The organism is Luteococcus sp. (assembly GCF_043424415.1).
In the GTDB taxonomy this organism is placed as follows: Bacteria; Actinomycetota; Actinomycetes; order Propionibacteriales; family Propionibacteriaceae; genus Luteococcus.
In genome coordinates this window covers 20,193-31,375 of sequence record NZ_JBHWOO010000136.1, presented here as the reverse complement: position 1 = coordinate 31,375, position 11,183 = coordinate 20,193, and the positions used below count along the sequence as shown (strand labels likewise).

The 11,183-nt window shown below is 69.7% G+C and carries 7 protein-coding genes and 1 pseudogene; 7 read left to right on the top strand and 1 reads right to left on the bottom strand.

Features of this window, described 5'->3' with window-relative positions:
• Positions 1 to 188 precede the first annotated feature (188 nt).
• From ACHFFZ_RS08245 to ACHFFZ_RS08225, 5 genes and pseudogenes are all read left to right on the top strand, one after another.
• Positions 189 to 2,672, top strand: a pseudogene (locus ACHFFZ_RS08245) (ATP-dependent Clp protease ATP-binding subunit); the annotation flags it as partial.
• Between the two features lie 352 nt (positions 2,673 to 3,024).
• Positions 3,025 to 3,279 carry a hypothetical protein gene (locus ACHFFZ_RS08240; RefSeq protein WP_394276160.1) on the top strand — a complete coding sequence of 85 codons (255 nt, stop codon included), beginning with the start codon at positions 3,025 to 3,027 and terminating at the stop codon, positions 3,277 to 3,279.
• A gap of 69 nt (positions 3,280 to 3,348) precedes the next feature.
• Positions 3,349 to 5,658: an ATP-binding protein gene (locus ACHFFZ_RS08235; protein WP_394276159.1), complete on the top strand. Its 2,310-nt coding sequence runs from the start codon at positions 3,349 to 3,351 to the stop codon at positions 5,656 to 5,658.
• On the top strand, positions 5,546 to 7,204 hold the full coding sequence (locus tag ACHFFZ_RS08230; protein ID WP_394276162.1) for a bifunctional metallophosphatase/5'-nucleotidase: 1,659 nt from the start codon (positions 5,546 to 5,548) through the stop codon (positions 7,202 to 7,204). Before ACHFFZ_RS08235 ends, ACHFFZ_RS08230 begins: the two co-directional genes overlap by 113 nt.
• Before the next feature lie 161 nt (positions 7,205 to 7,365).
• Positions 7,366 to 9,069 carry an FG-GAP-like repeat-containing protein gene (locus ACHFFZ_RS08225; protein ID WP_394276158.1) on the top strand — a complete coding sequence of 568 codons (1,704 nt, stop codon included), beginning with the start codon at positions 7,366 to 7,368 and terminating at the stop codon, positions 9,067 to 9,069.
• Between the two features lie 24 nt (positions 9,070 to 9,093).
• Here ACHFFZ_RS08225 and ACHFFZ_RS08220 read toward each other — a convergent pair whose 3' ends face one another.
• Positions 9,094 to 9,996 (bottom strand): phosphotransferase family protein, encoded by a 903-nt coding sequence (locus ACHFFZ_RS08220; protein WP_394276157.1) that lies wholly within the window; start codon positions 9,994 to 9,996, stop codon positions 9,094 to 9,096.
• A 123-nt stretch (positions 9,997 to 10,119) separates the two neighbouring features.
• On the opposite strand from ACHFFZ_RS08220, the gene ACHFFZ_RS08215 reads away from it, so the two are divergent.
• Positions 10,120 to 10,830 (top strand): rhomboid family intramembrane serine protease, encoded by a 711-nt coding sequence (locus tag ACHFFZ_RS08215; RefSeq protein WP_394276156.1) that lies wholly within the window; start codon positions 10,120 to 10,122, stop codon positions 10,828 to 10,830.
• A 175-nt stretch (positions 10,831 to 11,005) separates the two neighbouring features.
• On the top strand, positions 11,006 to 11,167 hold the full coding sequence (locus tag ACHFFZ_RS08210; RefSeq protein WP_394276155.1) for a hypothetical protein: 162 nt from the start codon (positions 11,006 to 11,008) through the stop codon (positions 11,165 to 11,167).
• Positions 11,168 to 11,183 lie beyond the last annotated feature (16 nt).

Here is an 11,183-nt window from a genome sequence, read left to right as displayed (position 1 = left end):
AAGTCAGTTGCCCGGCCCCGCCGACGCGTCTGTTCCCGTCCGGGTCATGCCAGAGGCGAAATGGTTGGCGCCGTCGGGAACAGGACGGGGCCTTGTGCGGTTACTAGACTTGACGCATCTGCGGCGCGACCGGACCCACCGGCAGGCGCTGCGCAACCCAGGCCTCTGGGCCTGCAGTGAGGAGTCCCATGTTTGAGCGCTTTACCGACCGGGCACGGCGCGTCGTCGTGCTCGCCCAGGACGAAGCCAAGATGTTGAACCACAATTACATCGGCACCGAGCACATCCTCCTGGGTCTGATCCACGAGGGTGAGGGCGTTGCCGCCAAGGCCCTGGAGCAGATGGGGATCTCGCTCGAGGCCGTGCGTTCCGAGGTCGAGGAGATCATCGGCCACGGCCAGACGGTGCCCACCGGGCACATCCCCTTCACACCGCGTGCCAAGAAGGTGCTGGAGCTGAGCCTGCGCGAGGCCCTGCAGATGAACCATTCCTACATCGGCACCGAGCACATCCTGCTCGGGCTGGTGCGCGAGGGTGAGGGCGTCGCCGCCCAGGTGCTGATCAAGCTCGGCGCCGACCTCAACCGCGTCCGCAACACCGTGCTGCAGCTGCTGCAGGGTGGCCAGGGCAAGGAGGCCGCCACCGCTGGTGCCCCCGATGTCGGCCCGGCCCCCAGCTCGGCGACCGTCCTCGACCAGTTCGGGCGCAACCTGACGCTGGCTGCCCGCGAGAACAAGCTCGACCCGGTGATCGGGCGCGAGAAGGAGATCGAGCGGGTGATGGTGGTGCTGAGCCGCCGCACCAAGAACAACCCGGTGCTGATCGGAGAGCCCGGCGTCGGCAAGACGGCCGTCGTCGAGGGCCTGGCCCAGTCGATCGTGCGCGGCGACGTCCCCGAGACCCTGCGCGACAAGCAGATCTACACCCTCGATCTGGGTGCACTGGTGGCTGGTTCCCGCTACCGCGGTGACTTCGAGGAGCGCCTGAAGAAGGTGCTCAAGGAGATCAAGACCCGCGGCGACATCATGCTGTTCATCGACGAGATCCACACCCTCGTCGGTGCCGGCGCCGCCGAAGGCGCGATCGACGCCGCCAGCATCCTCAAGCCGATGCTGGCCCGCGGCGAGCTGCAGACCATCGGTGCCACCACGCTCGACGAGTACCGCAAGCACATCGAGAAGGATGCGGCGCTGGAGCGACGCTTCCAACCGATCCAGGTGGCCGAACCGTCGATCGCCCTGGCTATCGACATCCTCAAGGGCCTGCGCGACAAGTACGAGGCACACCACCGCATCACCATCACCGACGAGGCCCTGGCGGCCGCGGCCAACATGGCCGACCGCTACATCCAGGACCGCTTCCTGCCCGACAAGGCGATCGACCTGATCGACGAGGCCGGTGCCCGGATGCGCATCCAGCGGATGACCGCCCCGCCGGACCTGCGCGAGTTCGACGAGAAGATCGCCGCCGTGCGCCTGGAGAAGGAGGCCGCCATCGACGGCCAGGACTTCGAGCGGGCTGCCTCGCTGCGTGACGACGAGAAGAACCTCCTGGCCCAGCGTGGCGAGAAGGAGGAGGAGTGGAAGAACAGCGATTCCGAGGCTCCCGCCGTCGTGGGGGAGGACGAGATCGCCGAGGTGCTCTCGGGTGCCACCGGAATCCCGGTCTTCAAGCTCACCGAGGAGGAGTCGAGCCGTCTGCTCAACATGGAGCAGGAGCTGGGCAAGCGATACATCGGCCAGCACGACGCGGTCAAGGCTCTCTCGCGCTCGATCCGCCGTACCCGTGCGGGGCTGAAGGATCCCAAGCGCCCCAGCGGTTCGTTCATCTTCGCCGGCCCTTCGGGCGTCGGCAAGACCGAGCTGACCAAGGCGCTGACCGAATTCCTCTTCGGTGATGAGGATGCCCTGATCACGCTCGACATGAGTGAGTACTCCGAGAAGCACACGGCCAGCCGCATGTTCGGCTCGCCTCCCGGCTATGTCGGCTACGAGGAGGGCGGCCAGCTCACCGAGAAGGTGCGCCGCAAGCCCTTCAGCGTGATCCTCTTCGACGAGATCGAGAAGGCCCACCCCGACATCTTCAACTCGCTGCTGCAGATCCTGGACGAGGGTCGCCTGACCGACGCCCAGGGCCGCGTGGTGGACTTCAAGAACACCGTCATCGTGATGACCACGAACCTTGGTTCGCGCGACATCTCGAAGTCGGTCAGCCTTGGCTTCAACCGCCAGGGCGACGAGGCCTCCAGCTACGAGAAGATGAAGGCGAAGGTCTCCGACGAGCTCAAGCAGCACTTCCGTCCCGAGTTCCTGAACCGTGTGGACGAGGTGGTGGTCTTCCACCAGCTCAACCAGGGCGACATCGAGAACATCGTGGACCTGATGGTGGCGCAGCTGGAGAGCCGTCTGAAGGACCGCGACATGGGCATCGAGCTCACCCCGGCGGCCAAGTCGCTGGTGGCCAAGCGTGGCTTCGACCCGTTGCTGGGAGCCCGTCCGCTGCGTCGTGCGATCCAGCGCGACATCGAGGACATCCTGGCTGAGAAGATGCTCTTCGGCGACCTGACCAGCGGTCAGATCGTGGTCGTCGACGTCGCGGAGGAGGGGGCGGAACTTCCCTTCACCTTCAAGGGCGTCCAGCGCACCGAGCTGCCCGACAGCCCGCCGGTCGAGTTCGCCGAGCAGCCCGCCTCGCCGGCGATCCCCGAGGCCGAGCAGGACACCGAGCAGCGCGCCCTGAGCGCCGAGGAGCAGGCACAGGCCGAGCAGCTGCACCAGCAGGAGCGTGACGAGCAGCACGGGGACCAGCAGGGCTGATCCCGACGGTCATCGCACGCATCCGACGGGGGTGCACACCATCAGGTGTGCGCCCCCGTCGGCTTGTCGGACCGGCGTGTCAGGACGGTCCTGCGGCCGGCGCGGTTCCTTGTCCGGTGAGATTGTTGAACGGTCATGGACCGCCGTTCGGGCTCCGGCGGTCCCCACCGGCCGGCTCCGACCGTCCCCACCCGAAGGTTTCCCCCACGTGTCCGAGATGTCCCCAGCGCGCGGCCGCACGGCACTGACCGTGCGTCTGCTCGGCCTCGGGTCCCTGGCCATGACCCTGTCCAACGAGACGCTGCCCTTCGTCCTGGAAGGAGTGCAGACCTCGCCGGCGACCTGGCCGGGCATGGTCGGCCTGCTCGCCAGCCAGCTGGGGGCCGGCCTCGCGCTGCTGCGGCGGCGCAGCCACCGGACCATGCCCTGGGTGCTGCTGGCCCTGCTGCTGGGGGGCCTGTGACAGGTCTGTGCCGCCGCCGAGAGCTTCGAGGCCCTCGACCTGCTGATCCCCGGCTACTGGCTCTTCCCGGTGCTGGTGGTGAGCCTGCGCGGGGGAGTGCGACGGCACTATGCCACCTTCATCCTGTCGGCCATGGTCTTGACGCTCGGAGTGCAGTACCTGCTGACGGGCATCGACAGCCGCGAGGACCTCAGCGACCAGTTGTGGATCATCCAGCCGAGCCTGGAGGTGTTGCTCTTCGGCGATGCCGTGATCAGCCTGGCGGGCCGGCACGAGCGCAGCACCTGGCGCCACCAGCAGGCCCAGGCCCGGGCGCGGCAGCAGGAGGCCGCTGCGGCTGCGCCACGGGAGGCTGCCCGGCTGTTGCACGACCACGTGCTGCAGGCTGTGGCGGTGTTGTCCGCGCGACGCGCCCCGGTGGCCGGCGAGCAGGTGCGCCGCGCCTCACAGGAGGCCGTCGCCGCAATGACCGCGCACCCCGACGAGCCGCAGAGCCTGCTCGTGGATGACCTGCTGGCCGGCAATCCGGTGGTGGAGCGTAGCGGGGCCTTGCTGTGTGGCAGCAGCCTGCCGGTGCCGGCGGCGGTGGCGCACTCGGTGGCGGCCGCCGTCCACGAGGCCCTGGGCAATGTGGCAGAGCACGCCGCCGCCGAGCACGTGCGGGTCGAGCTCGCGCACGACGGCGCCTCGCTGCAGGTGGCGGTGGTCGATGACGGCTCCGGCTTCGACGTGGCACTGCGCCCCGTCGACCGGATGGGCGTGGGGCGTTCGATCCTGCAGCGCATGGACGACGTGGGTGGGCAGGCCGAGATCAGCTCTGAACCGGGGCGGGGAACCATGGTGCTGCTGCGCTGGCCGCGCACCGAGCACGAGGGCGTCGAGATCTGGGAGCGCGCCTCCACCCGCACGGTTCGCACCGCCCTGACCCGCACCGCCTGGCCCGGCCTGGGCGCTGCGGTGCTGATGACCCTGCTGGTCAGGCCCTGGGTGCGGCAGCCGAGCCTCGTGATGGCGGTGGCGCTGGCCTGCCTGGGGATCGGTGTGCTCGCCGCCGCGGTGCTGACCCGGCGGGCGCTGCGTCCGGTGGAGGTCGGGGTGCTCTTCCTGACTGCCGCGGTGGCCTGGCTGACCAACCTGTGGGCGGTGCCCGAGCAGCCCGAGCTGGACTACTCCTTGTGGCTGGCCTGGGGCAGCTCGTCGCTGGTGCACCTGGTGGTGCTCTCCTCGCGCCTGCGCGAGGCGTGGCTGATGGCAGCGGGGTGGTTCGTGGTGCTCAGCGTCGGCCTGGTGCTGCGCTATGGGGACCTGTGGGAGCTGGGGGACCGCACCTTCCTGCTGATCAGCGGCCCGGGCGACGTGCTGCTCACCCTGTTGGTGCTGCTGGCGGCACGCCGCACGGCCCGGCAGGAGGCCCGTGTGGCCAGGCTCGCCAGCCTGGAGCAGGCGGCCATGGCGCATTCCATGGCCCGGGCACAGTTGGCCAGGTTCTGGAGCGACCGGGTCACCCAGGAGGCGCTGCCGCTGTTGCAGGAGCTGGCCGCCGGTCGCGTCGACCCGTCGGACCCGGCGGTGCGCCGGCGGGCCGACGAACTGGAGGCGGTACTGCGCGAGGAGCTCGTGCTGGGCCCGCAGCAGCCCTTGCTCGCGGCCGGGCTCGGATCACTGCGCGAGGCAGGCTGGCAGCTGACCTCCACCCTGTCCTCGGAGGACCAGGACGAGGTGCTGGCCGCAGCCCACGACATGGTCTCCCTGTTGGGCGCGCCCGCCCGGGACGGGCAGCGGGTGACGGTCAGTGCCCGCGCCGGACGGTCACTGCGGTGGTGCTGGCGGCATCGAGCGAGCAGCTGGAGCGCTGGCGCATCGATGTGCAGGTGCTGGGCGGCGGTGTCGTGGCAGACCCGGACTTCGCCTGGCTCCAGCTCGGCGATGGGGTGGGTGCGGCCCGGGTTGGACCGGTCCCGCGTCGGGCCGTCCCGGAAGACCAGCCGCTGGCCGCAATCGGGCCCTGACCCCGAGGCTCATCGCCGCGTCGTCCGGCGGGCACTGCGGCAAACCCTGGTTCACCGTCATGTCAGCACGAGGGTCTACTGTTCGCGCTGGTGCCGACGAGGGCACCGCGACCCCACGGGAGAAGAACATGCGCAAGACCTGGGCAGTGGCCCTCACGGTGGCGCTGGGCACGAGCACGCTGGCCGTCGCGCCGGCCGTCGCCGGTCCGAGCGCCTCGGCCAACGAGCTGGAGATGACGGTGCTGGCCACCACCGACGTGCACGGCAATGTCGCCAACTGGGACTACTTCAAGGATGCCCCCTACAGCGACAAGTACGGCAATGCCGTGGGCCTGGCCCAGGCGGCCAGCGCGATCCGGCAGGTGCGTGAGGCCAAGGGTGCCGAGCAGGTGGTGGTGGTCGACAACGGCGACGCGCTGCAAGGCACCCCGCTGAGCTACTACTACGCCAAGCAGGAGCCGGTCACCGCGAGCGGGCTGGAGCATCCGATGGCGGCCGCCTTCGACGCGATCGGCTATGACGCCAACAACCTGGGCAATCACGAGTTCAACTACGGCCTGCCGCTGCTGGATGACTTCGCCTCCGACGTGGACTCCGCGGTGCTGGCGGCCAATGTGGTCGACGTGGCCACCGGCCGGCCGCGCTACCAGCCGTACACGATCGTCGAGCGCACGGTGAAGGGCCACAAGCCGGTCAAGGTCGGCATCCTCGGCCTCACCACGCCCGGCTCGATGGTCTGGGACCGGGCGAACCTGGAGGGCCGGGTGCGTATCGACGACATGGTCGAGGCGGCCCACCAGTGGGTGCCGAAGGTGCGTGCGGCCGGCGCCGACGTCGTCGTCGTGCTCTCCCACTCCGGCCAGGGCGGGCTGTCCTCCTACAATCCCGCGGCCCTGGGCCTGGGCGTGGAGAACGTCTCGGACCGGATCGCCGCCGAGGTCGCCGGCATCGATGCCGTCGTGATGGGCCACTCGCACCAGGAGGTGGCCGAGCAGTTCGTCACCAACAAGCCCACCGGGCGTCAGGTGCTGATGACCCAGCCGCGCAACTGGGCCCAGTCGGTGGCCGAGATCACCTTCGACCTGCGCAAGGTCAAGGGACGCTGGCAGGTGGCCTCGGCCTCCTCGCAGCTGCACGCAACCAAGGACTACCCGGCCGATCGCCGTGTGATGCAGGTCATCGCGCCCTACCACGACAAGACCGTCGACTACGTCAACCAGGTGATCGCCACCAGCACCCAGGAGATGTCGGCCGCGACGAGCCGCTACCAGGACACCGCCATCCTCGACTACATCCAGATGGTGCAGGCCGATGCGGTCACCAAGGCCCTGGCCGGTGGCCAGTATGCCGACCTGCCGGTGCTCAGCATCGCCGCCCCCTTCAGCCGCACCGCAGTCTTCGGCAAGGGCGACGTGACGGTGCGCGACATGGCGGGCCTCTACATCTACGACAACACCCTGGAGGCGGTCGTGATGACCGGCGCCCAGGTGAGGGACTACCTGGAGTACTCGGCCAAGTACTTCGGCCGGGTGCCCAGTGGCGGCAGCTTCGACCCCGAGACGATGACCCAGGTGCCCTACCAGGGCCAGAACGTCTGGGACTACAACTACGACATCGTCGCCGGCCTCGACTACGAGATCGAGCTCACCCGGCCGGTGGGGCAGCGGATCACAAAGCTCACCCTGGACGGCGTCCCGGTGGCCGGCGACCAGCAATTCGTCGTCGCGGTGAACAACTACCGCCGCAGTGGCGGTGGCAACTTCCCGCACATCGCCACGGCTGCGGTGGTGCACCAGCAGCAGCAGGAGATCCGCCAGCTGCTCATCGACTGGGCCCAACAACACCAGACGATCGACGCCGACGCCTTCTTCGAGCCGAACTGGCAGCTGACGGTCGACGGCAGGCCCGCCGTCTGAGCCTGGCCGCTGCCCCCGGCCCGCCGGATTGGTGGCAGGCTTCGACGAAGCGTCCTGCGGACCCACCGCGGGGCGCTGCGTCATTGTCGCGCGGTGGTGGTGCACACTGATGGTCCCGGCCGGCTTCGCCCAAGGAGCCCGCCCCCTCGAAGGAGTCGTCCATGGCCCGGTTCCGCCCGTCCGCCGCCCGCACGTGCGTCGCTGGCACGTCCGTCGCTGGTGTGGGGGGGTCCGCCCGTCTCGCTGCGGCGGCGGTCCTGTGCCTGGGCCTGGTCACCGGGGCCACCCCCGCAGCAGCCGCACCGGGTACGAGCGAGGACCCGCGCCAGGCGCGGGCCGAGGCCCGGATGGCCCAGCCCGTGCAGGTGCGGGCCCAGGCCACGGCCGACATGACCCCGGCCCAGGCGATCGTCACGATCAATGCCCACCGCTCCCGCCACGGCATCCAGCCGGTGACCCTCGACACCGCCTCCACCGCGGCGCTCAATGCCCACGCGAAATATGTGCAGCTGAACGTCGACGATGACGACTGGTACAGCCAGGAGCAGGGCATGCCGGGCTACACCGAGGCCGGAGCCGAGATCGCGCAGTATGCCGAGGTGCTGCCCTCGGTGACGCTGCGCGGGGCCGTGGCCCAAGCGCTGAGCGATCCCTACCTGCGTGAGAGCCTGCTGTTGGACCCGACCATGCAGACCATCGGCTTCGGCGGCTACTCCGAGGTGCGCACGATCGTCGGGCGCGCCTCCGGGCAGGCACCGACCGGCTATCCGCGCAGCCATCCGGCCGGTGCCAATGTCACCGAAGTGCGCAACAGCGCCCCCTGGCTGGCGGGGGCCGGCTGCGGCGGCGCGGGCTTCCCGGTGACCGCGGCCTTCGACTACATGACCTACGGTGATCGGGTCGTCTCCTCCGGGAAGCTGCTGGCCGACGGTGTGCCCGTCGATGTCTGCCAGTTGCCCACCATGGCCCTGGGTGCGGCGCAGGTGGCGATGGTCCCGCAGCAGGCGCTACGCCCCGGCACCCACTACAGCGGCTCGATCACCGCCACCCTGGAGCGTCTCGATGGTGGCACGCAGAGCCTCACGCAGGCGGTGGACTTCAGCACCAGCTCGTCGGCCTCGAAGGTGACGGGGGACCAGACCGGCGACGGCTTCGCCGACGTGCTGGCCGTCAGGAACTCGGGCGAGCTGTACCTGTACAAGGGCCGCGGCAACGGCACCCTGGGCCACGGCTGGAAGGTGGGCCGCGGCTGGGGCGCGATGAACTGGATCGCCGTGGCGGGCGACCTGAACGGTGACGGCCGCAGTGACCTGCTGGCCCGGCGCACCGACGGCACGCTGTGGCTCTACCAGTCCAGGGGGATGGGCACCTGGCAGGCGGGGCGCCAGGTCGGCCGGGGTTGGGGCGGACTGTCGGTGCTCACCGTAGTCGGTGATGTGGACGGCAATGGCCGCCCCGACCTGGTGGGCCGCACCGCGACGGGTGACCTGCTGCGCTATGAATTGGGCTCGACGATCAGAGCCCTGGGACGGCTCGGGCGGAACTGGAATGGCTTCACCCACCTCGCAGGTGTGGGATCCCTCAACGGTGATGCCAGTGCCGACATCCTCGCGATCCGCTCAGACGGCACCCTGTGGGCCTACTACACCAGCGCCGGCAAGATCACCTCCTACCGGCAGGCTGGGCGGGGCTGGAGTGGCTGGACCGGGCTCTTCGTCCCGGGTGATCTCAATGGTGACGGCCGGCTCGACATGATCGGTCGCAATCCGGCCGGCGAGCTGTACAGCTACCTCAACCGCGGCAGCTCCTTCTTCCCGGGCACCAGGGCCGGGTACGGCTGGCAGGACTTCCGCCTGCTGGCCTGAGCCCGGGCTGCCGACGTCCTGGCCTCAGGCGAACGCGGCCAGGGCGTCGATGGCCGCCTGCAGCGCACTGGCATGAGTGGCTGAGGCGACCCGTCCGCGGTGGGCGTCGACGACGCAGGCCTCCAGCGCCTCGCGCAGGTCGTAGAGGGCGCGGCGCCGTGCCGCGGCGGCCGACAGTCCGGTGCGGGGCGCGTCGAGGTCCATCAGCGGGTCGCCCCAGATGCCGTGGCCGTGGTCGAGCAGGGCCAGTCCTGAGCCGGTGTCCAGCAGGTCTGCCGGGTCGGTATTGGCCCAGCACCAGACTGCCTCGGTGACCTCGTCGAGGCAGTCGCCACGGTCGAGCACGAGCTGGTGCAGGTGCTCGACATCGACGTCGAGCTGCTGGCCGACCAGCTGGGCGTCGGCCAGCAGGTCCTCCACGATGCTGGTGAAGGCGTCCTGCCAGGAGCCCTGGGGGCTGGCACCGGCCCGGCCGAAGCCGTCGCCGGAGATCTGGTGCAGGGCGGCGAAGGTCTCGGCCAGGCGGGGATCGCCGGCGCCGAGACCGGCGGGGTGGCCCTCGACGTGGGACATGGCGAACCATTCGGCGTCGACCAGTTCGTGGGAGTCGTCGTGGTGGTGCATCTGGGGCGCGGTGATGCCGGTGTGCTCGGCGACCATGTGGAGTGCCTCGACCTCGGCGCCCAGCTGGTCGGTCTCGTGGCCCATCGACGGCAGGTGGGGTGGCGGTGCGATCTTGAGCACCACCTGGCGTCCGTCGTGCAGGGCGGTGCGCAGGACGAGGTTGCGCGAGGTGGTCGACAGGGCGTGCACGACGGGCTCCTCGCGCGGCGCCCGGGGGCCGTAGGCGTGCTCGAGCATGCGGCGCAGGGTGCGTGCGTCGAGGGGTCGGGCGGCCCAGGCGGCGCCCGGGTCGAGCTCGTCCATGGTCCTCCTCGGGTGCCGTGGCCGGGTGCGGCCGGTGCGTCCAGCCTAGCCCGCCGGTGGTGGTGGCCCGGGGTGTGCGCGGCCCACAGCATTCTCTTGGCCGCTGCTGCCTACAGTTCTGGGGTGACTGAACAGTGGCCGACAGCCGATTCCCAGCCTGTACGACGCCAGCGTCCCCAGCTCGAGGTGGTCACCTATTCCATCATCGCGGTGTGCATCGCGGTCTGGTTGGCGCAGCGGAGTGTCCCGGGTTTCACCGAGCTCGTGGCGCTGAGTCCTGCGCTGGGCGAGGTGGAGCCGTGGCGCTTCGTCACCTCGGCCTTTGCCCACTCCGAGTGGATCACGCACATCCTGTTCAACATGTTCGCCCTGTGGTCGGTGGGCCGGTGGATGGAGCTGGCACTGGGCCCCGCCCGGTTCGCGGCGCTCTACCTGGTCAGCGCGCTGGGCGGTGGCGTTGGTTTCGTGTTGCTGGCCTTGCCGCCTACGGCCCAGAACCCCGCGGGGGTGGGTTGGTACAACGGCGTGGTGGGCGCCTCGGGCGCGGTCTTCGGGCTCTTCGGGGCGCTGTTGGTGATGTACCGCCATGTCGGGGCCTCGTCGCGCTCGATGTGGGGCGTGCTGCTGGTCAATGCGGTGATCTCGTTCACCATCCCGGGGATCGCCTGGCAGGCACACCTGGGCGGCTTCATCACGGGCCTGGTGACCGCGCAGCTGATGACCATGGCGGTGCAGCGCACTTGGAAGGGACTGCCGAATCGCACCTGGCAGTGGACCGGGGCGGTCGTCGTCGTGCTGGTGCTCGCGCTGGTGGTGCGCTATGTGACCGTCTGATCCAGACGTGCTTGGGGTTGCGGCGTCTTCGGGGCGAGGATCTGAAACTGGTGCGAGCCGGGACTACCTGACGCGATCCTGAACGAATGTCCCACAATAGTTATGACGGGCGTGCGAGATGGCAGGCTTCGGGGTGTCGGAAGGTCCGATGTCCCCCACACGGAAGCAGTCCCCCATGATCACCCTGCTCATCGTCCTGGCCACCCTCTGGATCACCGCCCTGGTCGTCATCACCCTTGCCGGCAACTCCACCAGCGCCATGGCCGACCGGGCCCTGTCCTCCGACGAAACCATCGTCGTCAGCCCTTCGCGCGAGCACTCCAGTCTGGCGGCCTGAACAGCCCAACACCGCC

Excerpts from the sequence above, each read along its gene's own strand:
- ACHFFZ_RS08225 (WP_394276158.1), top strand. The coding sequence starts at position 7,366 with ATGGCCCGGTTCCGCCCGTCCGCCGCCCGCACGTGCGTCGCTGGCACG.
- ACHFFZ_RS08220 (WP_394276157.1), bottom strand. The coding sequence starts at position 9,996 with ATGGACGAGCTCGACCCGGGCGCCGCCTGGGCCGCCCGACCCCTCGAC.
- ACHFFZ_RS08210 (WP_394276155.1), top strand. The coding sequence starts at position 11,006 with ATGATCACCCTGCTCATCGTCCTGGCCACCCTCTGGATCACCGCCCTG.